This window comes from Bradyrhizobium sp. 87, from assembly GCF_023073015.1.
Lineage (GTDB): Bacteria > Pseudomonadota > Alphaproteobacteria > Rhizobiales > Xanthobacteraceae > Bradyrhizobium > Bradyrhizobium canariense_D.
This window is the reverse complement of sequence record NZ_JADPIQ010000128.1, coordinates 1-22,747: the sequence shown is the minus strand read 5'-3', so window position 1 is coordinate 22,747 and position 22,747 is coordinate 1. Positions and strand designations below refer to the sequence as shown.

General features: G+C 64.3%; 23 protein-coding genes. 7 read left to right on the top strand and 16 right to left on the bottom strand.

Annotation, left to right across the window (positions count from 1 at the left end):
• Positions 1-74: 74 nt before the first annotated feature.
• The 3 genes from IVB50_RS31420 to IVB50_RS31410 are packed head-to-tail and all read right to left on the bottom strand — an operon-like array spanning position 75 to position 2,304.
• Complete coding sequence (locus IVB50_RS31420) at positions 75-662, bottom strand: peroxidase-related enzyme (RefSeq protein WP_018452874.1); 588 nt, start codon at positions 660-662, stop codon at positions 75-77.
• Positions 662-1,150 carry a hypothetical protein gene (locus tag IVB50_RS31415; RefSeq protein ID WP_018452873.1) on the bottom strand — a complete coding sequence of 163 codons (489 nt, stop codon included), beginning with the start codon at positions 1,148-1,150 and terminating at the stop codon, positions 662-664. The genes IVB50_RS31420 and IVB50_RS31415 overlap by 1 nt, the downstream gene beginning before the upstream one ends.
• Entirely contained in the window at positions 1,147-2,304 is a 1,158-nt protein-coding gene (locus tag IVB50_RS31410) for a PLP-dependent cysteine synthase family protein (RefSeq protein ID WP_039798756.1), read from the bottom strand. The genes IVB50_RS31415 and IVB50_RS31410 overlap by 4 nt, the downstream gene beginning before the upstream one ends.
• 86 nt (positions 2,305-2,390) lie before the next feature.
• Here IVB50_RS31410 and IVB50_RS31405 point away from each other — a divergent pair, with 86 nt between their 5' ends.
• From IVB50_RS31405 to IVB50_RS31395, 3 genes are read left to right on the top strand one after another with little or no spacing between them, the layout of a single operon-like run.
• Entirely contained in the window at positions 2,391-3,371 is a 981-nt protein-coding gene (locus IVB50_RS31405) for a LysR family transcriptional regulator (protein WP_018452871.1), read from the top strand.
• Positions 3,368-4,825, top strand: a complete 1,458-nt coding sequence (locus IVB50_RS31400; protein ID WP_018452870.1) for an NAD(P)/FAD-dependent oxidoreductase — start codon at positions 3,368-3,370, stop codon at positions 4,823-4,825. The genes IVB50_RS31405 and IVB50_RS31400 overlap by 4 nt, the downstream gene beginning before the upstream one ends.
• Before the next feature lie 25 nt (positions 4,826-4,850).
• Complete coding sequence (locus IVB50_RS31395) at positions 4,851-6,155, top strand: citrate-proton symporter (RefSeq protein WP_026232412.1); 1,305 nt, start codon at positions 4,851-4,853, stop codon at positions 6,153-6,155.
• Between the two features lie 6 nt (positions 6,156-6,161).
• Here the strand turns inward: IVB50_RS31395 and IVB50_RS31390 are convergent, their stop codons facing one another.
• Positions 6,162-6,626 carry an Lrp/AsnC ligand binding domain-containing protein gene (locus IVB50_RS31390; RefSeq protein WP_026232411.1) on the bottom strand — a complete coding sequence of 155 codons (465 nt, stop codon included), beginning with the start codon at positions 6,624-6,626 and terminating at the stop codon, positions 6,162-6,164.
• Between the two features lie 163 nt (positions 6,627-6,789).
• Here IVB50_RS31390 and IVB50_RS31385 point away from each other — a divergent pair, with 163 nt between their 5' ends.
• Positions 6,790-7,803 (top strand): 1-aminocyclopropane-1-carboxylate deaminase, encoded by a 1,014-nt coding sequence (locus IVB50_RS31385; protein WP_085348408.1) that lies wholly within the window; start codon positions 6,790-6,792, stop codon positions 7,801-7,803.
• Between the two features lie 202 nt (positions 7,804-8,005).
• Here the strand turns inward: IVB50_RS31385 and recQ are convergent, their stop codons facing one another.
• The 6 genes from recQ to IVB50_RS31355 all read right to left on the bottom strand — a co-directional run bounded on the left by recQ (position 8,006) and on the right by IVB50_RS31355 (position 16,160).
• The gene (recQ, locus tag IVB50_RS31380) at positions 8,006-9,871 is read right to left on the bottom strand and encodes a DNA helicase RecQ (RefSeq protein ID WP_018452866.1); all 1,866 of its coding nucleotides are present in this window, start codon (positions 9,869-9,871) and stop codon (positions 8,006-8,008) included.
• A gap of 121 nt (positions 9,872-9,992) precedes the next feature.
• The gene (locus tag IVB50_RS31375; protein ID WP_026232410.1) at positions 9,993-10,736 is read right to left on the bottom strand and encodes a polysaccharide deacetylase family protein; all 744 of its coding nucleotides are present in this window, start codon (positions 10,734-10,736) and stop codon (positions 9,993-9,995) included.
• A gap of 103 nt (positions 10,737-10,839) precedes the next feature.
• Positions 10,840-11,841: a homoserine O-succinyltransferase gene (locus tag IVB50_RS31370; protein WP_018452864.1), complete on the bottom strand. Its 1,002-nt coding sequence runs from the start codon at positions 11,839-11,841 to the stop codon at positions 10,840-10,842.
• Between the two features lie 12 nt (positions 11,842-11,853).
• Positions 11,854-13,155 carry an O-acetylhomoserine aminocarboxypropyltransferase/cysteine synthase family protein gene (locus IVB50_RS31365; RefSeq protein WP_085348411.1) on the bottom strand — a complete coding sequence of 434 codons (1,302 nt, stop codon included), beginning with the start codon at positions 13,153-13,155 and terminating at the stop codon, positions 11,854-11,856.
• 379 nt (positions 13,156-13,534) lie between these two features.
• Positions 13,535-15,109 carry an amidase family protein gene (locus tag IVB50_RS31360; RefSeq protein WP_018452862.1) on the bottom strand — a complete coding sequence of 525 codons (1,575 nt, stop codon included), beginning with the start codon at positions 15,107-15,109 and terminating at the stop codon, positions 13,535-13,537.
• A 619-nt stretch (positions 15,110-15,728) separates the two neighbouring features.
• Positions 15,729-16,160 carry a hypothetical protein gene (locus IVB50_RS31355; RefSeq protein ID WP_247299189.1) on the bottom strand — a complete coding sequence of 144 codons (432 nt, stop codon included), beginning with the start codon at positions 16,158-16,160 and terminating at the stop codon, positions 15,729-15,731.
• 321 nt (positions 16,161-16,481) lie between these two features.
• Here IVB50_RS31355 and IVB50_RS31350 point away from each other — a divergent pair, with 321 nt between their 5' ends.
• Positions 16,482-16,709 carry a hypothetical protein gene (locus IVB50_RS31350; RefSeq protein ID WP_247299186.1) on the top strand — a complete coding sequence of 76 codons (228 nt, stop codon included), beginning with the start codon at positions 16,482-16,484 and terminating at the stop codon, positions 16,707-16,709.
• A gap of 343 nt (positions 16,710-17,052) precedes the next feature.
• Here the strand turns inward: IVB50_RS31350 and IVB50_RS31345 are convergent, their stop codons facing one another.
• The gene (locus tag IVB50_RS31345) at positions 17,053-17,262 is read right to left on the bottom strand and encodes a hypothetical protein (protein ID WP_247299185.1); all 210 of its coding nucleotides are present in this window, start codon (positions 17,260-17,262) and stop codon (positions 17,053-17,055) included.
• 149 nt (positions 17,263-17,411) lie between these two features.
• On the opposite strand from IVB50_RS31345, the gene IVB50_RS31340 reads away from it, so the two are divergent.
• Positions 17,412-17,594 (top strand): zinc ribbon domain-containing protein, encoded by a 183-nt coding sequence (locus tag IVB50_RS31340; RefSeq protein ID WP_346771315.1) that lies wholly within the window; start codon positions 17,412-17,414, stop codon positions 17,592-17,594.
• 249 nt (positions 17,595-17,843) lie between these two features.
• On the top strand, positions 17,844-18,044 hold the full coding sequence (locus IVB50_RS31335; RefSeq protein WP_247299183.1) for a hypothetical protein: 201 nt from the start codon (positions 17,844-17,846) through the stop codon (positions 18,042-18,044).
• 75 nt (positions 18,045-18,119) lie between these two features.
• On the opposite strand, the gene IVB50_RS31330 is transcribed toward IVB50_RS31335, so the two are convergent.
• The 5 genes from IVB50_RS31330 to ligD form a co-directional block, all read right to left on the bottom strand.
• A complete protein-coding gene (locus tag IVB50_RS31330) occupies positions 18,120-19,628 on the bottom strand; it encodes a tetratricopeptide repeat protein (RefSeq protein ID WP_247299181.1) in 1,509 nt (502 codons plus the stop codon).
• 295 nt (positions 19,629-19,923) lie between these two features.
• Positions 19,924-20,181 carry a hypothetical protein gene (locus IVB50_RS31325; RefSeq protein ID WP_247299178.1) on the bottom strand — a complete coding sequence of 86 codons (258 nt, stop codon included), beginning with the start codon at positions 20,179-20,181 and terminating at the stop codon, positions 19,924-19,926.
• A gap of 96 nt (positions 20,182-20,277) precedes the next feature.
• Entirely contained in the window at positions 20,278-20,613 is a 336-nt protein-coding gene (locus tag IVB50_RS31320) for a PIN domain-containing protein (RefSeq protein WP_247299176.1), read from the bottom strand.
• Between the two features lie 5 nt (positions 20,614-20,618).
• Complete coding sequence (locus IVB50_RS31315) at positions 20,619-20,876, bottom strand: hypothetical protein (protein WP_247299174.1); 258 nt, start codon at positions 20,874-20,876, stop codon at positions 20,619-20,621.
• Between the two features lie 244 nt (positions 20,877-21,120).
• The gene (gene ligD, locus IVB50_RS31310; RefSeq protein WP_247299172.1) at positions 21,121-22,695 is read right to left on the bottom strand and encodes a DNA ligase D; all 1,575 of its coding nucleotides are present in this window, start codon (positions 22,693-22,695) and stop codon (positions 21,121-21,123) included.
• Positions 22,696-22,747: the final 52 nt, after the last annotated feature.

The window sequence follows — 22,747 nt, the reverse complement described above, 5'->3', positions numbered from 1 at the left end:
AACTCGCCCGCAGGCGCTCGCAAGGCAAGTGAAGTTGCCGTGACATTCGGTTTGGGGCGAGCCGATGGCGTCGGTTACGATGCTTCCGGCCGCACCAGCGGCTCGCCCAGCGTATGCATCAGCCGGTTGGCCCAGCCGAAGATCGCGGCCGACAGCACCAGGTCGAGCTGCTCAAGCTCGCTCAGCCCGGCCTCGCCAAGTGCGTGCGCATCGTCTGCGCTCGCTTCGATCGGAGTCGTCGAGAGTTTTGTAGCGAAATTGAACAATGCCTGCTGGCGCGTCTCCAGCGTGGCATCGCGCTCGTCGGCAAAGATCTCCTCGACGACCTCTTTGCGCCCGGAGTAATTGATGAAGCGTGAGGCGTGCACGGCGGCGCAATAGATGCAGCGGTTGACGACCGAGGCACTCAGCGCGCCGAGCTCGCGCTCCGCCGGGGACAGGCCGTCCTTGCCATACATAATGAGGTTGAACAGCGGCGAGCGCACCGCGAGCGACTCCGGGTCATGCGCCAGCGTCAGCACGTAAGGCGAGACGCCCTTGTTGGAGGGGGTGACCTTCATCGCCGCGAGCTGCTCGGGCGTTGCCGAGGCGAGCTCGACTGGCGTGACATAAGGCGACCAGGTCGGGACCGTGGTGGTGAAGCTATGGACGACCTCGCTCATCAGGCTTCGACCTCTTTCAGGAGCCTGAGGCCGGCCAGGACCCGCAGCTGGTAGTTCACGAAGGCGCCAAGCTCGGACAGCCGCACGATATCGGCCTCGCTGACGCCGGCCACCTTCAGCGCCGCAATGTCCTGTCGCGTCGCCTCGCGCGGCGAAAGCGTCAGCAGATCGACGTGGCGGGCCATGGCATCGTGAAGAGGATCGCCGCACACACCGCCGGGCCGGGTGAGCACGGCCAAATCAAGATCGCTCGAATGCGCCAGGTAGGATTCGTAATGCGCGATCAGCGCCCCGTCGCCGACATGACGGCACATCCGCGCCGCGAGTGCCGCCCGCAAGCCGTGGCTCAGACCGCCGGGCTCGCGCGGCAGCAGCACCGCGTCATGGGCCGCTTCGCTGAGGCGCAAAATCTCGGTGCGGGCGTTCAGAGCGTGGCCGAGCCGCGACGCCGCGGGCACGCCGACAATGGTTTCGATCAGCGTGGTCAAGCATTGCTCCGCGAGCTCTGTGGATTGGCGACGTCCTCGACGGCGAGCGCCGGCGGCTGCGCCGTATCGAGAAACGCCGACAGGGCAGCCTCGATCGGCATCGGATCAAGGCCGCGAGCTTTCAGCCACGTGGGATCATAATAGGTCTGCCGGTAGCGCTCGCCGGAATCGCAGATCAGCGTGACCAGCGATCCGGTTTGACCGGCGCTGCTCATCTCCGAGGCAATGCGGCACAGCGCCAGGAAATTGGTGCCGGTCGAGCCGCCGACTGGCCGGCGGAGCCGGCGCGACAGCACGTTCATCGCTGCGATCGTTGCGACATCCGGGATCTTCATCATGCGATCGACGACGCCCGGCACGAAGGAGGGTTCGCAGCGGGGCCGACCGACGCCTTCGATCAGCGAAGGCCGCTCGCAAACATGGGAGCGGTCCTGCGAGCGGAAGCAGTCGAAGAAGGCGGAATGCTCGACATCGGCAACGCAGAGCCGCGTCGGGTACTGGCGATAGCGCAAATAGCGTCCGAGCGTGGCCGAGGTGCCACCGGTGCCCGCCCCCATCACGATCCAGTCCGGCAACGGACGCGTCTCGCCCTTCAATTGCGTGAAGATCGATTCGGCGATGTTGTTGTTGCCGCGCCAGTCGGTGGCGCGCTCGGCGAAAGTGAACTGGTCCATATAGTGGCCGTTCAGGCGGGCGGCGAGCGCCGCCGCTTCCGCATAGAGTGCACGACCGTCATCGATCAGATGGCAGTTGCCGCCATAATGCTCGATCGCGGCGATCTTCTCCGCCGATGTCGTGCGCGGCATCACGGCATAGAAGGGCACGCCGATCATCTGTGCGAAATAGGCTTCCGACACCGCGGTCGATCCCGACGAGGCTTCCACCACGGGCGTGCCTTCGCGGATGTGGCCGTTGCAGAGCGCGTAGAGGAAGAGCGAGCGCGCGAGCCGGTGCTTCAGGCTGCCGGTCGGATGCGTGGACTCGTCCTTCAGATAGATGTCGATGCCTGATAGCGCCGGCACGATCAGCCGGATCAGATGCGTGTCGGCGGTGCGGCACTGGTCGGCCTCGATCGCCGCCACGGCCTCATCGACCCAGCCGCGCCGATAGGCCGGTCCGGCCGGATTGTGGTGGCGAAAGGGGTTCGGCTCCATCGACATGACCCTCAACTTCTCATAATGCCTATTGCACATCAAGAAATATTGTTCATTCTATATTCGCATAATGCGGGCACCAGACCATGAACCAGGACGTTATCGACATTCGCCTTCTCGAGGCCTTTGCCGCCGTGATGTCGGCCGGCAGCATCACGGGTGCGGCACGGTTGCTCGGCCGTTCGCAGCCGGTCACGACGCGTCAGATCCAGGATCTCGAGGCTGACGTCGGCTATCTCCTGTTCACCCGGAATGGCCCGCGCATCAGCCCGACGCCGAAAGGCGTCTTGTTTCATGCCGAGGTCGAGCGGCTTCTGATGGGCCTGAAGCACATCCGCCAGCGCGCCAACGCGATCGGCGCGGGTGCGCTTCCCGTGCTCAGCCTGGCGGCGATCCCGGCGCTGGCGGCCGGCTTCGTCCCGGCTGCGCTCGCAGCGCTCGAACGCGAGTTGCTACCAAGCCAGATCCACGTGCAGGCGCTCTCGGCCGAGAATGTGGTGCAATCGGTGCTGTCGCAGTCGGTCGATTTCGGTCTTGCGAGCCTGCCGATCCAGCATCCCGGGCTCGACGTGCAGTGGGTCTGCGAGGTGCCGTGCGTTGCGTGCCTCGCGTTGGATCACCCGCTGGCGAAGAAGAAGGTCATTCGCCTGAAGGACCTTGGTGGCGTCCGGCTGCTGACGATGGCCAACCCCTACCGGCTTCGCCGCCGCGTGGAGGAGGCGCTGGAGCGTGAAGGTGTCGTGCCCGCTGGGGTCATCGATACCAACGCTTCCCTGACGGCGATTGCCATGGCCAAGCAGTCGCTCGGCATCGCCGTGGTCGAGCCGGTGCTGACGTCCAGCCTGCCGGTTGAAGGCGTCGTCACCCGGCCGTTGGACGTGTCCATTTCGTTCCTGTTCGCCGCGATTGCGCCGACCGGGCGCGAGCCGACGCCAACGGTTGCCGCACTCAACGGCGCACTGCGCGCCGCGGTCGCGCTGATGCCGGGCGCAAGGCTGCATAGCGGCGCCACCGCGCTAGCCGAGGCCGGCGACGAAACCAGTCAATTCGAGAAAGCTTCCTCATGACGATGACACCTGGTGCGGCGGGCCTCGGGGCACTTGAAGCGCGCCTGAAGCAGGATCTGGCCTGGCTCGAACTGCCCGCCAAGTCATGGGTGCCCCGCCGCGTCGTCGATGGCGAGGGTGTCTTCGACGTCGTCATCGTCGGTGCCGGCATGGCCGGCCTTGTCGCCTCCGCCATGCTCAAGCGTCTCGGCGTCGACAACCAGCTCGTGCTCGACCGCGCGTGCGCAGGCGAGGAAGGTCCCTGGGTCACGTTCGCGCGGATGCGGACGCTGCGCTCGCCCAAGGAATTGACCGGCCCCGCGATGGGCATGCCGGCGCTGACCTTCCGCGCCTTCTACGAAGCGCAATATGGCGAGCAGGCGTGGCAGGCGCTCGACCGCGCGCCGCGCACGGTATGGATGGATTACTTGATATGGTACCGCAAAGTGCTGGGCCTGCCGGTCCGCAACGGGGTCTCGGTTGCGCGTATCCACGCGCGCCCCGATGAATTGTTCGCTCTCGACATCAGCGAGAGCGGCACGTCGCGACACATTCTCGCCCGGCATGTCGTGCTGGCGACGGGGCGCGACGGCCTCGGCGGCGCTTACGTGCCGCCGCTCGCCGACGGCATCGACCGGCGCTTCTGGGCGCATTCCGCCGATCCTATCGACTTCGAAAAGCTCCGCGGCAAGCGCGTCGCCGTCGTCGGCGCGGGCGCATCCGCGATGGACAACGCGGCGATGGCGCTGGAGTCGGGCGCCGCGCGCCTCGACCTCTTCATCCGGCGCGCGGACATCCCGCGCGTCAACAAGTTCACCGGTATCGGCAGCCAAGGGGTCGTGCACGGCTTTGCCGGCCTGACGGACGACTGGAAATGGCGCTTCCTCGATCACACGCTGAAAGCGCAGACGCCGCCGCCGCGGCAGAGCGTGCTGCGCGTCTCCGCCTATCCGCAGGCGCATTTCCATCTCGCAAGTCCGATCGATGATCTCGTCGTCAAAGAGGATCATCTCATGGTGACGACGCCGAAGGGCCGCTATGCGACCGACTTCATCATCTTCGGAACCGGCTTCAAGGTCGACCTCGCGTTGCGCGACGAGCTTGCCGCGTTTGCGCCGCATATCCGCTTCTGGAGCGACCGCTTCCCGACGCCTGACGGCATGGACAATGCGGAGCTGGAAAACTCGCCCGACCTCGGCGACAGCTTTCAGTTCCTGGAGAAGCAGTCAGGCGCCTGCCCGATGCTGGCACGGCTGCACTGTTTCAACTATCCGGCGACGCTGAGCCACGGAAAGCTTTCCGGCGATATTCCCGCGATCAGCGAGGGCGCCGACCGGCTCGCGCGCGGCATCGTCCGCCGCCTCTTCGTCGAGGATCGCGAGATTCATTTCGCCAACCTCAAGGCCTTCGCAACGCCGGAACTCGTTGGCGACGAATGGCAGGATGCCGACGCCACCCATCAACTCGCCGAATAGGCGCAACCGGACAGGCAAGCGAGAGATGCAGACGAACAGGAAAGCCATCGTGGCCGCGGTCGCCGGCAACGCAATGGAGTGGTACGACTTCACCGTGTTCGCGCTGATGACACCGGTCATCAAGAACCTGTTCTTTCCGGTCGACCCGAAAATTCCGGGCAGTGAGATCAACGCGCTACTGCTGACGACCGCGCTGTTCGGCACCGGCTTCTTCATGCGACCGATCGGCGGCCTCGTGCTCGGCTATTTCGGCGATCGCAAGGGGCGGAAAGCGGCGATGACGCTCGGCATGGGCATCATGGCGCTGTCGGTCGCGCTGTTGGCATTGACGCCGACCTACGCCACGGCCGGCATTGGGGCACCCCTGATCGTGCTGCTGGCGCGGCTGTTACAGGGCTTTTCGGTCGGCGGCGAGTTCGGTACCTCGACCGCCTATCTGATCGAAGCGGCGCCTCCCGGCCGCACCGGCTTCTATGGCTCGTGGCAGATCGCCGGCCAGCTCATGGCCAACGTGCTCGGCGCAGTGCTGGGCGCCGCCCTGACGCTGACCTTCACGCAGGAGCAGCTTGCCGCCGGCGCCTGGCGTATTCCCTTCTTCGTCGGCCTCGTGATCGTTCCGATCCTGCTCTATATGCGCGCCAGCGTCATCGAGCCCGAAGCGTCCCGGCGCAGCATGGCGACGGTGCACAAGGAGGATTTCATCGCCGCGCTGAAGAATCCCGGCCGCAATTTCCTGATCGGCATGGGCATGGTGGTGGCGAGCGCCGTGTCGTTCTACGTCACCTTCGGCTACACCGTGACGTACGCCAAGGAGGTGCTGAAGCTGCCGCTGATGCAGAGCTTCCTGGTTCAGATGATCGCGGCGATCGTGATGGTGATCGTCGTCCCCATTGCCGGCGCCATCTCCGACCGCTACCCGCGCAAGCCGCTGCTGCTGGTCTCGCTCATCGGCTATTTCGTCTCGCTCTATCCGCTCTATAGCTGGGTGATCTCCGAGCCGTCGATCGCAAAGCTCCTGGTCGCCCAGGTCGTCATCGGCTGCTTCAGCGCCTTCTTCCTCGGCGTCTACTGCACCACGCTGGTCGAGCTGTTCCCGATCCGGGTCCGCTCGACCGCGCTTGCCATCGTCAACAATGTCGCGGTGCTGGTATTCGGCGGCTTTGCCCAGTTCTTCGTGACATGGCTGATCGCGCTCACCGGCTCCCCGTTGGCGCCGATCTTCTATGTGATGATCGGCGTCGGCCTCGGGCTGATCGCGGTGATCGCGATGCGGCCGGAGGACGCCGGCCGGGAGCAGGTCGCGGACGGCATCGTCGAACAAGCGTTGTGAGGCCGCTCAAAACTCCAGCGGCGCGTTGTCGACGACTTCCTTCATCACGAAGAAGGTGCGGGTCTGGCGCACGCCGGGCAGCGCGATCAGTTGCTCGCCGTGGATACGGTTGAAGTCCTCCATGTCGCCGACGCGGATCTTGAGGAAATAGTCGAAGTCGCCGGCGACGAGGTGACAGTCGAGCACGAATTTCAGCCTGGTGATCGCCTGCTCGAAGATCGCAAAGCTCTCCGGCGTCGAACGGTCGAGCACGACCCCGACCATCACCAGCGTACCCTTTGCCACCTTCTTCGGCGCGACGATGGCGCGGACGGCGGCGATGAAGCCGTGCTCGAACAGGCGCTGGGTGCGGCGATGGCAGGTGGCGGGACTGATGGCGACGGTTTCGGCCAGCTCGGCGTTGCTGAGCCGGCCGTTATTTTGCAGCAATCGCAACATCTTAAGGTCGACACGATCAAGACGAGCGGACATGGAAGAAGCTTCCGTTCTTAGTACCTAGTCCGAAAGGAATACCACACATCTCGTCCATTATCGCAAGATCATCCGCAATAGAGGCGCAATATTTGAAAGCACCTTTTTGCAGAGCGATGCTAGCATTTTTGGAGACATTAACGCCAATCGGGATGACCTGACGATGCTCGAAAAATTCGCGCGCTATCCGCTGACCTTTGGTCCGACGCCCATCGAGAAGCTGGAGCGGCTGTCAAAGCATCTCGGCGGCAATGTCGAGGTCTATGCCAAGCGCGAGGACTGCAATTCCGGCCTCGCTTATGGCGGCAACAAGCTGCGCAAGCTCGAATACATCATCCCCGACGCGATCGCCTCGAACGCCGACACGCTGGTCTCGATCGGTGGCGTGCAGTCCAACCACACCCGCATGATCGCGGCCGTCGCGGCCAAGATCGGCATGAAGTGCCGCCTGGTGCAGGAGGCCTGGGTGCCGCACGAGGACGCCGTCTATGACCGCGTCGGCAACATCATGCTGTCGCGCATCATGGGCGCCGACGTGCGCCTGGTCGACGACGGCTTCGACATCGGCATCCGCAAGAGCTGGGAGGACGCGATCGAGGAGGTGAAGGCGGCGGGCGGCAAGCCCTATGCGATTCCCGCCGGCGCCTCCGTGCACAAATTCGGCGGCCTCGGCTATGTCGGCTTCGCCGAGGAAGTGCGCAAGCAGGAAGCCGAACTCGGCTTCAAGTTCGACTACATCGTGGTCTGCACCGTCACCGGCTCGACCCATGCCGGCATGCTGGTCGGCTTCGCCGCCGATGGCCGCGCGCGAAAGGTGATCGGCATCGACGCCTCCTTCACCCCGGCGCAGACCAAGGCGCAGGTGCTCTCGATCGCACAGAACACGGCCAAGCTCGTCGAGCTCGGCAAGGATCTCGTCGCCGACGACGTCGTGCTGATCGAGGATTATGCTTATCCCGCCTACGGCGTGCCGTCGGAAGAAACCAAGGAGGCAATCCGCCTCACCGCGCGTCTCGAAGCCATGATCACCGACCCCGTCTACGAGGGCAAGTCGATGCAGGGCCTGATCGATCTCACGCAGAAGGGCTATTTCGAGAAGGGCGCAAAGATCCTCTACGCCCATCTCGGCGGCGCGCCGGCGCTGAACGGCTATGGATATGCGTTCCGGAACGGCTAGCGCGTCGGTGATGTGAGGCGGCGCGCACCTCCCGACGAGTGTCGTCCTGGCGAAAGCCAGGACCGATTACCCCGACTGCCAATTGTTGAAACACGCTGAGGCAGTCAGCGTGCCTTTTCCTACGGCCCGTGGCTATGGATCCCGGATCGGCGCTCCGCTTCGCTGCGCTTGTCCGGGATGACGGCGGAGGTGTGCCCGCGCCCTACCGCGTCCTGACGATCTGCAGCAGCTCGTCGCCGTAATGCTCGAGCTTCTTGTCTCCGATGCCGGGCACATTGCGCAGTTCGTCCAGCGTGGTCGGCCATGCGCGAACGATGCCGTCGATGGTGGCGTCATGCAGCACGACGTAGGCCGGCACGCCACGTGCGCGGGCAATGTCCGAGCGCCACGCTCGTAGCCGCGCGCGCAATTCAGGATCGACATCGCCCTGCGGCGCGTCGGCTGCCGGGGCCAGATCACCGCGGCGGGACTTGGCGCGGCTCGAACGGATCCGGACGCCGGGCGCCTCTTCGCGCAGCCACACTTCCGTTTCGCCCCGCAGCACGCCGCGCGACGAATCCGTCAGCTTCAGCGCGCCGAACGATTCGCTGTCACTCAGCAAATGTCCCATCGCCACGAGCTGCCGCAGCACCGTACGCCACTGCTTCTCGTTGAGCTCGCGTCCGATGCCGAAAACGGTGAGCTTGTCGTGACCGAACTGCGTCACCTTCTCGGTCAGGCGTCCGATCAGCACGTCGATGAGGTGCATCGCGCCGAAACGCTGCCCGGTGCGATAGGCACAGGATAGCAGTTTTTGCGCCAGCACCCTGCCGTCGCGCATTTTCGGCGGCGTCAGGCAATTGTCGCAATTGCCGCAGCCCTCGCCCATCACGATCTCGCCGAAATAGGCGAGCAGCCGCCGGCGCCGGCAGTGCGGCGTTTCGGCGAGGCCAACGAGCGCATCGAGCTTGCCAATCGAGACCCGCTTGAATTCGTCGGAGCCGCTCGACTCGTCGATCATGCGGCGCTGCTGCACGATGTCCGAGAGACCGTAGGCCATCCAGGCCGCCGACGGCTTGCCGTCGCGGCCGGCGCGTCCTGTCTCCTGGTAATAGGCCTCGATGCTCTTGGGTAGATCGAGATGCGCGACGAAGCGCACGTCCGGCTTGTCGATGCCCATGCCGAAGGCAATGGTCGCGACGATGACGATGCCGTCCTCGTTGAGGAAGCGGTCCTGGTTGCGCGAGCGCACGCTGCTGTCGAGCCCGGCGTGATAGGGCAATGCGGCAATGCCGGCGTCGTCGAGCGCCGCGGCGACCTCCTCGACCCGTTTGCGGGAGAGACAATAAACGACGCCCGCATCACCTGCGTGACGCCCCCGGATGAAATCCTTGAGCTGCGACACCGCGTTGCGCTTGTCGACGATCTCATAACGGATGTTGGGACGATCGAAGCTGGAGACGAAGTGCGGACTGTCTGCAAGCTGAAGCCGCTCGACGATCTCCTTGCGGGTCAATTCGTCGGCAGTCGCGGTCAGCGCGATGCGCGGCACGTCGGGAAAGCGCTCGGCGATGATCGACAGGCCGACATATTCGGGGCGGAAATCATGGCCCCATTGCGAGACGCAATGCGCCTCGTCGATCGCGAACAGCGCCACCTTCGCCCGCGCCAGCAGCGCCAGGCAGCGCGGCGTCAGCAGCCGTTCCGGCGCGACATAGAGCAGGTCGAGATCACCCACGATCAGGCGCCGCTCGATGTCGGAGGCTTCCTGCGGGGTCAGCGACGAGTTCAGCGCGGCCGCGTTGACCCCGGCTTCGAGCATGGCGGCGACCTGGTCGCGCATCAGCGCAATCAAGGGCGACACCACGACACCGCAGCCTTCGCGCAGCAGCGCCGGCAATTGATAGCACAGCGACTTGCCGCCGCCGGTCGGCATCAACACCAGGCAATTGCCGCCGCCGGTGACGTGCCGGATGATCTCGCCCTGCGCGCCGCGGAACCCGGGCAGGCCGAACACCGAACGCAGCACCGACAGCGCATCGCGGCCCTGGGCCGGCGCAGGCAGCGGAGCGGTGGAAGGAGAGGACATGGGCATGTCGGGGTGAGGCCGTGAGATTCGTCACAAGGCCAGTCGCATGACCGCGCAGGCGTGGCAAGGCTGTTTGCTCCGCAGGACGCCGCCTTCCACCCTTCGTGGGAAGAAAACTTTCTTACGCCCCGATCCTCCGCAGCGCTTCCGCGACCGTCACGATCGGCATGTCGCGCCTCGCGGCGGCCTGCAGCGCATGGCGCATCAGGTCCGGCGTGCAGCCATACGGGCTCGGCGCGTTGGCGACGTCATGACCGTAGAAGATCAGCCATCCGCCGCTCTCGACCGCCTCGTCGAAATAGCCATCGACACCCGTCGTATTGATCTCGCGATCGACCAGGGGCGAGGCCCGCAGGAACTGGAGATCGATGACGTCGCGATTGACGCCGGGAAGGATGCCGCGCGCCGAGCGGAAGGTCTTGGCGAGCTGCGGCTTGCGCCACACCGACGCGATGCCATAGGGGTAAGCAAAATTTTCGAGCGTGATCGAGGAATCGATGCCGCGAAAATGGCTGCGGTTTCGCTCGATCTCGCGGGCCATGGCGGTCTCGTCGAGATTGACCGCACTCTGGTGCGAGAAGGTGTGGCACGCAATCTCGTGCCCCGCCCGGTGAAGCCGCACGATCGCGTCGTTCGACAGGCCGTGCCAATGGTCCGAGGGACGATCGACCAGGCTGCCCGCGAGATAGAAGGTACCGCGGCCGCCATGCTGCTCCAGAAGCTCGGCGCCCTCGCCTGCGGCGCTATCGGGGGCATCGTCGAAGGTGAAGCTCACCATGGGCGCATGCGCGGGCAGACGGTGCGGCGCGGCACGAAAGTGCCGGGCCAGCCGATTGCTCACGCGTCCCTGGAGTGCCGACCACACGACTCGCATTTCCTGTCTGCCCCGCCGTCACTGAAGCATTCGTGCGCCGCTCGAGGCAAGCTACACACTTCGTTAGTCCTAACGTCGATGCCGTCGTCCCGACCTAACGTGCAAGCACCGACGCGTCGGTCCCCGCGCCGAGATATTGCAGCCAGTTCCGGAACAATGCCGCCGCGGCGCTGCCCGCGGCAATATCGGCACGCAAATTCAGCGCGGGCAGCTCGTTGCTGAGCGCGGGGTGGCGCTGGTGCCTTGCCTGTTTCTCGAAGCGGACCAGCTTCTCTTCGGTCGAAGCGTCAAAATAGCTCACGGGCAGATGCGGATAATTGTCGCGCTCACGCGCGAGATAACGGCCGATGTCGCGCAGATATTCACGCTGAAGCGACAGCGCGTCATATTCCGGATGGCCCTGGAAGAACACGAATCGGCTGGCATATTGGCGGACGAAGGTATCGACGCCGGCCTTTGCCGAACGCGTCAGCACCTGGTAGCCGGCCTCAACGAGGTCGCTCTCGGCGATCTCGTTGAGACGCGAATGCGAGACCTTGAGGGGAGCGGGCGCGGCCCGCGTCAGCGGATCCCTGGTCACGGCTTCGCAGTCGAAAATGCCGTGACATTTGGCCGGCAGCGGCCGCCGTTCGATGCGGTCGAGATGCAGCACCGCGGCATGCGCAGCGAGGCACGACCAGATCGTCGAGCGCGTGTTGACCTTGGCCCAGTCGATCAGCTCGGTGAGATCGCGCCAATACGGTTCCTGGTCGAGCTCAGGCGCGATCGGCTCGGCGCCGGTCACGATCAGGCCGTCGAACCTGTGGCGTCTGAGCTCGGTGAGTTCCGAGTATTCGCTCTCGACATGCCATCTCGCTTCCGGCGAGCGCTTCACCGAAGGCAGCGAGAAGCAGTGAAAGCGGATGCGGCGCGGACCTGCTGCGGCTTGCAGCAGCTTCATGAATTGCCGCTCGGTCGCCTTCAGCGCCGGATCCGGCATGTTGTTGATCAACCCGATCGTGAGCTCGGTGCCGCCGGGCTCGCGCGCCAGATCGCCCGCTCCCGGCACCAGCGCCGGGCTCGATATAGCTTGATCCCTGTCGATCAGGATCGTCATCGGCGCAGCCGCCTACTCCGCGGCCTGGAGGCGCGCGGACGGGCAGGCCTTTTCCAGTGCCTGATCGAGGTCCTCGATGATGTCCTGGCAATGCTCGATGCCGATCGACAAGCGGATCGTTTCCGGCAAAACGCCGGCGACCCGCTGCTGCTCCGCCGACATCTGCCGGTGCGTGGTCGAGGCCGGATGGCAGGCCAGCGACTTGGCATCGCCGATATTGACGAGGCGCGTGATCAGCTTCAGCGCATCGTAGAAGGACTTGCCGGCTTCCATGCCGCCCTTGATGCCGAAGGTGAACAGCGACGAGGCGTTGCCGTCGAGATATTTCTGCACCAGCGGATAATAGGGACTGTCCGGGAAGCCGGTGTAGTTGACCCAGGCCACGCGCGGATCCTTGCGCAGGAATTCGGCGACCTTGCGGGCGTTTTCGCAGTGGCGCTCCATGCGCAGCGCGACGGTTTCGATGCCCTGGAGCAGCAGGAAGGCGTTGAACGGCGACAGCACCGAACCCATGGTGCGCTGATAGATGCTGCGCGCGCGCTCGATATAGGCTGTGCGGCCGAAGCGCTCGGCATAGACGAGGCCGTGATAGGAGGCATCCGGCTTGTTGTAACCGGGGAAGCGGTCGGCGTGCTTGGCCCAGGGGAAATTTCCGGAGTCGACGATGGCGCCGCCGAGCGTGGTGCCGTGACCGCCCAGAAACTTGGTCAGCGAATGCACGGCGATGTCGGCGCCGTAATCGAACGGCTTGAGCAGGATGGGCGTTGCAACGGTATTGTCGACGATCAGCGGCACGCCGTGGGCGTGGGCGACCTTCGCCAGTGCTTCGATGTCGCAGACATTGCCGGCGGGATTGCCGATGGTTTCGGCGAACACGGCGCGGGTGTTCTCGTCGATCAGCCTTTCGATTGCCTCGGGCTTGTCGCTCTCGGCGAAGCGGCCGGTGATGCCCTGCCGCGGCAGGATGTGCGAGAGCAGCGTATGCGTGGTGCCATAGAGCTGCGGCACGGAAACGATGTTGCCGCCGTGATCGGCGACGTTGACGAAGGCGAAATGCAGCGCGGCCTGCCCGGTCGCGACCGCAAGCGCGCCGACGCCGCCCTCGAGCTCCGCGATACGCTTTTCCAGCACCGCGCTGGTCGGATTGGCGATGCGGCTGTAGCGATAGCCTTCGGTCTCGAGATTGAAGAGCGCCGCGCCGTGATCGGCGCTGTCGAAGGCGTAGGCCGCGGTCTGGTAGATCGGCACGGCAACCGCGTGCGTGGTGGCTTCGGGCTCGTAGCCGGCGTGAATAGCGATCGTCTCGTTGCGCATCGTGCCACCTCCGCGTGGAGCGGGCCGCACTTATTGGCCTGTATGAGGCATGTGCGTTGTCCGCCGTCCCTCTGTTAGAGGCGGGTGGTAAAGCGGACAATAATTCGTCTAGAGATCGAGGAAGTAACCCTAACGGTTGTTGGGGAATTGGCTAAAATTCAAGTCAAATTGGATTAATGAAGTTTTGCGGTTGGCGGCAGCGAACACGCTGCACTCCCTTCTCCCCTTGTGGGAGAAGGTGGCGCGAAGCGCCGGATGAGGGGTCTCTATCCATACGGCCAAGCTTGCGTTAGCGGAGAGAGACCCCTCACCCGTCTCGCCGCTGCGCGGCGAGCCACCCTCTCCCACAAGGGGAGAGGGAAACAACTTCGCTGCCCTATCAGTCCATCTGTTCCCACAGCCGATGGGCGAGCACGCCGGCGCGCTTCTCGATCGCGGCCGCTGCATCGAGCGCGAGATCCTCGCGATAGCGCCCGGCAATGAGCTGCACGCCGATCGGCTGGCCATCGTGCAGCGTCACCGGCACCACGGCGCCCGGCAGGCCCAGCACGTTGATCGCGGAGATGAAGCGGATCTCGCCCCAGAAAATCTCGCGCACGCGCTGGGGGCTGACAGTGTCCTCGCGCGGGCTAGGCGTCGGCTTCACCGTGGTCGGTGCCAGCACCACCGGATACTCCTCGAAGAACAATTGCCAGGCGCGAATGTGGCCGTTGCGCGCGGCGGTCGCCTGCATCCAGGCCTTGAGGTCGAGCACGTTGGCCTTGGCTTTCATGCCGCCCCACGCCTTGTGGAAGTCTTCCGACGTCACCTTCAGCATGCCGGCCTCCTGCATCACCATCGTCTCGTTGGTGATGATGTCGCACCAGGTCTGCCAGACGCCGTCGATGTCGGGCACATCGACCTCGCTGACGCGATAGCCGGAACGCTCCAGGTGATCGGCGGCCTGACGCAACGCCGCCGCGACGTGCGGATCGACGTCCATGTCTTCAGGAATCCTGGCGAGCGCGACCTTGATCGGCCCCTTCGGCTTCGGCCCGACCAGCGGCGCCGGTACCCACCAGGGATCGCGCGGATCGCGCTGGCTCATCACCTCCAGCGCGAGCCTGACGTCGGCGACGTGGCGGGCGAGCGGCCCCTGCGCCGACATCAGATGCGCCAGCATCGGCCGCTCGGCGGTTGCGCTTGCGTTGAAGGCCGGAATACGTCCCTGCGTCGGCTTGATGGTCGCAACGCCGTTGCAATGCGCCGGCCAGCGCAGCGAGCCGCCGATGTCGTTGCCGTGCGCGATGGTGCCTATGCCGGCGGCGACCGCCGAACCCGCACCGCCCGAGGAGCCGCCGCAGGTGATATTGGGATCCCAGGGATTGAGCGTCAGCCCGTGCAGGGGATTGTCGGTGAAGCCGCGGAAGGAGAATTCCGGCGTGTTGGTGAGGCCGATGATGATCGCGCCAGCCTTCTTCAGGTTGCGCACCACCGGCGAATCCGACGGCGCGATGAGGTCCTTGTTGGCGGGGACGCCATTGAAGTTCGGACGGCCCTCGTAGTCGACGTTCTCCTTGATCGTGATCGGTACGCCGTGCAGAAGGCCGAGCTCGCCGCCCTTCGCGCGCCGCTTGTCGGCCGCATGCGCCGCGGCCAGCGCCTCCTCAGAGAGATCGACGACAACCGCGTTCAGTCGCGGATTGACGGCCCGCATCCGCTCGAGATGCGCCTCGACGGTCTCGACCGCCGAGATGGCGCTGGAGCGGATGGCGGCTGCGGTCTCGACCGCCGACCATTGCCAGGCCGGGCCTTTTGGGCGGCGTGGTGCCGATGATTTGCGCGGAGCTGCCTGCTTGACCGGCTTGGTTGCAGCCTTCGCGACCTTGCCCTTGCGAACGGCGCTTGTCTTGCTGGAGGTCTTCGCTGCTTTCTTCGCAGCAGATTTCTTCCTGGTCGCCGTCTTCTTCGCCACGTCGCATCTCCTCACATTGCGCCGCGGAAGTTATGGAGGTCACGCCACCGTGTACAGGCGCGTTTCTGCATGGCGCGACTTCACGACGCGTTGTGGCGGCCGAAGGCGCGCGAGAGACGCTCATGCACCTTTGGGGCTTTTCCCACGACGCATGTACTGGTTGAATGATGGAATAAACTGCGGCCAGGTTGCCGCATCGCGACCGGGTTTTGACGCCGCCATTTGGACAGCGGCAATTGGAGCGGACACGGGGCTGATGGCGGAGAGAGTGGGACTCTCCCCCCGATGCCGGAAATGCGCGAAAACCCGCAGAAAACAAGGATTCCTAAAAAGCCCGGCCAAGTTTTGTGACCACCGGTGTGTACCACCTGTTCGGCCGATTCGGCCGTCAATCTCGGCCGATTTCGAGGCCAACTAGGACTGTCCGTTCCACCAGGGCAGCAGAGCGGAATGGTGAAGGACTCCGAAACGAGCCACGAGCACGGCCTTAAGCCAGGGGAAGGGGGCGCCCGTCAGCCGCCCTTGGCCGACACAAACCCTTGCCCGGCGAATGGTGGTAAGCGCTTGACCGAGGAAAAGCCGCCCCCTCGACCAGCGCGGCTTGTTGCTGTCGGGCCCTTCACCAGCGGTGATGGTGCCAGCGGTGCCGCACGACCGGATATGATCCGCGGTAATAGGCGTAAGCGGGCCGCACGGCTCGGCGGTACCGGTAGCCGTAAGACACGGGCGCCGTGTAGTAGGTCGTCGTGGCGTAACCACCGCCCCAGCGATAGGGCTCGTCGTAGCCGTAGTCGTAGGCATAGGGGCCGCCGTAATATCCTGCGCCGTAGTAGCCCGAGCCACCGTAGTAGCCGTAGCCAGGTCCCCATCCATAAGCCGACGAGGCAAGCCCGCCGATTACGGCGCCAGCCAGCAGACCGCCGGCGATGCCCGGTCCCCAGCCACCTCGCCAGTGCGCTTCGGCAGGAGAGATGGTGGCCACCGAGGATAGACCAAGAGCGCCGACCATCAGCGCCGACATCGCGATCTTCTTCATCGAGATTCCTTTCACATTGCTCGCGCCCTACCGATAACGGGAAAAAGAGGCAATGGTTGCAGCTGCCCGGGCGGCGCGGGCCATGGAATCCTCGCCGCCAGAGACGGCGCGCGAAGCTCCAGTGCGGAGCCCGACCGCCGCAACCCCGACGACTACCACCTTGCATCCAGAAGGTCCGGCCGAAGCCAACGCCTGCAGCGCCGGTGCGGCACGTACGCGGGCGCATGTCAGCGCATCCTGAGCTTCCTCCCTTCGTCTACTGTCGGGAAAATCCGGAAACGTTCCGGAGCGCCTTGAGTTGGCAGCGACTGGGTTCGGTCTCTGCAGGGAGTCAGTATGGTCGACGAAGTCGTCTTGAAGAACGCCGCGGAGACCGCCTGGACGGTGTATCGGACGCGGCACCCCGAGGTCGATGCGCACGACAGCCGGCGCTGCCTGCTGGAGCGTCACCTCCACAGCAGGTCGGAAGCGCGCGCAAGCGATAGCGAAGAGCTCGCAGGCTTCGGAATAGCCTACCTGCAGCGGCGTTCTCGAGACTCGGCGTACCGCTTCGTGGCCGGTTAGCGCGCCCCATTTCGATCGGGGAGTGAACGCCATGTCTGGCATACGATACGCGGGCTGCTGACTACAACGTGCCCGAAGGCTGGCCTACACGGCGGCTGGCACCCGTGCAAGGCGCTGCGCCTCCTCCGCCCCCCTTTCAAGCCGCTAGGATCGCGTTCCGGGCGGAATGCGATCCCACCCCCGCTTACGGCCTCAAATCCTCGCTGATAGGGCCAGAACCACGGGCTGGGCACGCGAGATTGGTCTTCTGGGCGTCCGTCGGCGACTCTCTTCGCGCGGCAGGAGGGCGGCCGCGCTCCGGCCGGCGCGCGCTGCGGCACCACCAGGAACCGACGGGTTCGCGTCAGGCTTCGCCGGGTCCGGTGAAGCTCGATGCAGGCGGCGTCGTGCGCGGCGCCGGCAGCGGCCGTTCGGTCGCTCCCGGTCCTGCGGCGCCGCCCTTGGAGTCGTACCGCTTGGCGAGATCCAGGAGACGACGCCGGGTGAAAGGATCGGCCTTTTCGGCCATACCGCGGACCCGCTGCGCGAGACCTTGGTAGAACTCTTGCTCCATGACACGCCCCTCAACATCACTGCCGAGAGTTGAGTGCTCTGCGGTCGCGGAGTCAAGAAGGCCCGCAACAGTGCGTGAATCCGACCAGGATTTCATCGGCCCGCTTGAGCTCCCGATGTCGGCTGAACTAGAGTGCCATCGCAGGGGGAATGGCCATGCTCCATCCCGTCCGGAAGGCGTGCCCGGCGTGCGGCAAGCCGATGAAAGCTGTGCATGACGAAGCATCGGACAAGCGGCCGCGGTACGTCTGCACCAATTGCAACGACGACCCCCTGCGCGATCCCAACGCCCTCAAATGGGCGCACAGCCCGCTGCGGCCTCCGGAGCCGTAGGTCTTCGCGTTGCGAGCGGACTTCTCGTGAGTATGGAACGGGCTTGGCCGAATGCCGTTGGTGCGGCGGGCCTCGCGCGAATGCATGGCCTGCGTGGCTCCGCCATCAAGCCCCCCAGCCCCCAAAAGGCGGGGCCACGCTAAAATCCTCTCCGTCCCTTCCGCAGAAATTTTCGTCATCCATAACTTGCGTGAATCCTAGGCTGGGCGGGTTCAGGCAGGATGCTGCTTTCGCTGGGGGAGACCTCCAATGTTCGATGCTGAAACCACCGCGCTTTTGCGCGCGGTCCTCGAAGATGTGTGCGAGAGCGTGTCTTGCTACGAGACCGCTGCCCGCACCCACGTGGCCTCCATGATCCTAGAAGCCGCCAGCAAGGGCGAGACTTCGGTCGACGGGCTGAAGCAGGTGGGCAGGACTGCACTCGGCCAGGGGCCGATCTTGCGGAATTGACCTGCTGTCAATGAGCCGGAGTAAGTATCTGCCCGCAAGTGGCGCAGTACGGGACCCATCGGATCCTGATTACCCTCAGTGCTCGCGAACCCCAGCTTTTCTGAGTCCTTCGACAATGTCGTCGTACTCACGACGAAACTGTGGATTGCTCGAACGTGCGTAGCCGATTTGCTGGAACCACTGGATCGTGAAGTCCGGTCGGATTGCATTCAATTCGACCAATGCTTGTTGGGCCATTTCCAATTGGTCGGTGGCTCCATAAGCCGAAATCAGATCCGGATACGGAAACCAGTCCAATTTGTTCATGTTGATGGAGCGCTTACATTCCTCGATGCCTTCCTTGTATTGGCGCAGATGGATATGAGCATGGCAGAGGAAAAATCGCCAAGTGCTGGCGGCCGGATCTTTGGGGCTTAGGCGCAAAGCGATCTGAATCGGGGAAAACGCTTCGCGCGCGCGTCCCGCCGTAATAAGTACGATCCCCTTGGATGCATAAGCGACGGGCGAATTAGGATCGATTTCCAAGGCTGCGTCGTATTCAGGCAAGGCTTGCTCGGGATTTCCATAGTTCAATATGTTCCCCTTGGCTGCGTGCGCGTTTGCGGTCGCAGGGCGTTGTGCGAGAGCTTTATCGATTAGCTTGAGCGCCGTCCTTTTGTCCTGATCAACGGACGTTGACCATCCGTAGATCACGCCATCCGCTATGCATGAAGCCTTGCCGATCATTGCATCGATGTTGTCCGGATCGAGGCGCAGTGCGCTCTCGAAGAAGTCGTTTGCCTGTGCATTCATAAACTTGGTCCGGGGGCCATAGCGCTTCGCCCAGCCACGCATGCTGAAATCCACAGCGTCTGGATTGGTTGTCCTGTCCATTTGGCTGCGCCGGCTTTCAGCCTGGATGAGCTCGACGTTCAGAGAGCGAGCGAGCCGCGCCGTGACCTGCTCCTGCAATCCCGCAAGATTGGTCCGATCGCCGTCGAAGCGGTCCGACCAGACGTCGCGACCGGTCGACAGGTCAGCAAGTGACACATTCATCCGGACCCGATCTCCAGCCCGTTGCACGGCGCCCTGTACCGCCCATCGGATACCAAGATCCTTGCCGAGCGTCTTGAGATCGACCTGCTTGTTCTTATAGGTGAAAGCCGTCCCGCGTCCGATCACGAATGTATCGGGCATTTGCGCAAGATCTGTCGTCAGATCGGTCGTGATACCCTCGGCGAAATAGTCCTGCTCTGCGTCGTTGTTGAGGTTTGCGAATGGCAGGACAACGAGAGACAAACGCGGAGCAATGTCGGGCCGGGTCGTAGCCTCCTTCTGCGTTTTTTGGCTTCCCGGAAACACGTCCGCTCGGAGTGTCTTCCAAACAGTCCAGTAGCCGACGAGGCCGCCGGCGATGGCACCGACGGCGGCAATCGAGGCGAGAGCGCCGCCGATCAACTGCAATCGTGCCCGCAGCCGTATCTTCAGATTGCGATCGTATGGCGGCTTCCCTGGCTGCTCCTGATCAGATGCTGCTTTGTCCGGATGCTCATGATCGGACGGCGGTTTGCTAAGTGGGTCATTGGAGACTTCCGAGTTGGTCACCGTTGCCTCCCCGCACGGGCCGTACGCCCGGACTCCAGACATTAGCAGAATTGCGCCTGTAGGTTGGTCAGGGCTTCTCACTCATTCGCGCTTTTTATGAAGCTGTAGCCGGACGATCGCCAGTTCTACGACCGCGCGACGTCGGGTTTGGGGTCGGCAAAGCCGCCGATCACGCTCAAGCAGGGCGAGTTTCCCGTCAGCGTACGGAGCCGACGTTTATGGGCACAGACCCTCAGCCGAGGCTATCCCCGAGCTGTCGTAGTCGCTTCGCCTCCAAGTGCACTTGGTCGACACATCACTGAACCGGACCCGGGTATTCTTGCTCGATCCAGGGCTCATCGGCAAAGCGAACGTCCTCGATCTTCGACAGCCGAAGGCAGATCCACCTGGCTTGTGGCGGACGCTTCGTGCGCGCACTCGCGTCCAGAAGGAGGACGAATGCGCGCTCCTCGCCGGTGGCCTGGCCCAGAATGTAGGGGCAGACCGTCTGGCACTCGCCGTCACGGCTTACGTGAACGGGCCGGCGTTCAAGAAGCGCTTGTCTGAGCGCCATGAAGACTTCGCTGTGCCCCTCGCTCAGGATCTGGAAGGGTCGCTTGCGACCGCGGCGGGGTCGGTACGCTGCGAAGCCGGGATTGAAGGTCGCTGCTCACGTGATCCCCATGCGGTCCATCAGGGCAAAACTCGTCCGGTCGACGAAGGAAAAACTCTCGTCCGGGAAGCGCGCCCCTATCTCCGAAGCCGCCTCCAGATCGACGCGGACGATGGGTTCGATCCGAACTCCGCTGTCGCGCAGCCGCTCCCAGAAGACTTCCGCCACACCGCGGCCAAATCGGGCTTTTAGAAGCTGGCACGTCTCGACCAGCACCAAGTCCGTCGTGAGGTATTGGTCGATGCTCTGAAGGATCGACTTGGCGCACTCGTTCTGAGCATCCCGCTCGGCGGCCGCAGCGAACCAGACGGAGCTGTCAACGAACGCACTCATGCGCGTCACTCCTGAATCGGGTACTGCCAAATGTCGCGCTTTGGCTTGTTGTCCTCAAGCCATTTTTGCGCGCGGTCTTTCGAGACAAAGAGCTTGATCCAGTCGGGCTCACCGATGGCTCTGGAGGCCGGGTCGGGCAAGCAGAGCCACACCGATCCTTGAGCTGGACCGCCTTCCACTTCGTATTCCCAGGCAACGCCTTCGGGATCGTGGTCCTGGAGCCAGGCTCTACGGCACGCCCAGATGCAAATACCTTCACCCATTCGGGATCGCCCATCGTGCGCGACTCGCCGTCCTCGTAGTCATCAAGGTAGAGCCATGCGGTTCTGCCGTCGCGGCGAGCCGTGTCATGGCGGAGAACCGCCTCGTTCACCCGCTGCCTGTCGGATCGATCGGTCTCGGGCAGCGACGTCACCGCGGCGTAGAGTTCGGCCGGCATGCTACGCCTGTCGCCGGGAGGCTTGTAGCGCCATTCCATCCATTGATCGAATGCATCCGACATATCGCTCACCTCCTTGGTTTGGCGCGGAACGGACTGTCGATGATGAAGGCGTCCGGCTCGATCCCGCTCTCGATGCGCTTCCAGGTCACGGGCGCTGCGATGGGGAATCCCTCTCGGGCTCGCGGGGAATAGGTGCCGATCGCGGTGGTGCCGCGGCCATTGCGCAGATAATCGAGGAAGATGCGATCGCGACGCTTTGCCTGGGCGGACAGCAGGTAGCGGTCTGGATGGCGCGCTGCGAGGGCGGCGACCAACTGATGCGCGACCCGATGCGCCTTGTCGTGCAGCACCGGCTGATCCAGTGGCGCCATCAGATGAATTCCTTTGCCGCCGGTGAGCTTGGGCCACGTTTCAAAGCCCTCGCGCTTCATCAGCGTGCGCAGATCGAGCGCGGTCTCCACGACCGCATCCCAGCCGACACCCTCGCCGGGATCGAGATCGATTACGATGCGGTCGGCATGTTCGAAGTCCTCGACGGTCGCATTCCACGGGTGCAGCTCGACAGCGCCGATCTCGACGAGCCCAAGGAAGCCATCCAGGCTGTCGACCCACAGGCGCGTTCCCTGGCCGCCCTCGCGCTTCTGAATACGGAGCTGGTGCACGGCTTCGGGGATGTCCTTCGGCAGCGGCCCCTTATGATAGAAGGTCGTGCCGTGCACGTGACGCACGAGCTTGAGCGGACGATGCCCCAGGTGCGGCAGCGCCTTCTTCCACACCCGGGTCCAATAGTCGGCGAGTTCGTCTTTGGGGGGAGCAACGGCTTCGGGCAGAAGCTGCAGGATGTTCTCTCGGGGGACGCCCAGCTTCGGCCGACCGGCGACGGACGGCACCAGCCGCGGCGCCTTCACCTTGCGAACCGCAAGATCGTCGCGAAAGCCCTTGAACACCGCTTCGCGCAGCAGGCCGTCGTCGGTCAGCGCGCCGTACTGCACCTCGACCTCGACCGTCGGTTCAACCCAGGTTGCCTTGGGCTTCTTCACGGGCACATCGAGCGGGGAAGTTCGCCGGATCAGCGGATCGAGCCGCTCGCGCAATTCGCGCGCGGTCGTCTCGGTGTAGCCGGTACGCACCTTGCCGGCGTAGAACAGCTTGCCGTTGTCGCGCCGGCCGACGTAGAGGGAGGCGACCTTGCGCGGGCGCGCCCCAAGCTTCTCCACGAAGGCGACGATCGGGAAGCTCTCGCTCTTCCGGCACTTGAGCTTGATCCAGCTCTCCTGCCGGCCCGAGCGGTACGGCTCGCCCAGCCGCTTGCCGACCAGACCTTCCAGCCCCAGCTTGCACCCTTTCTCGAAGACCTCGTTGCCATCGGCCGCAAGCGCCTCGACGTAGATGAAGGTTTCCGGTGCGTCCTTCAGAAGGCGCTCTAGCAGGCGCTTGCGGTCCTCATACACGACGCCGCGCAGGTCGTAGCCATCGAGGTACAGGAGATCAAAGGCGTGGTAGCGCACATGCTCGCTCCGCTTGGACCCGAGCTCCCGCCTGAGCTGCTGGAAGTCCGGCAGGCCGCCACTGCCGTACACCACGGCCTCACCGGAGCTATCGCCGAAAGTTGGTGACGGCGAGAATCGGAAAGGCGGCATATCGTGGGGGTGCTTGACGCCTCCACTTCTCCACCGAAGGAGCGATATGCCG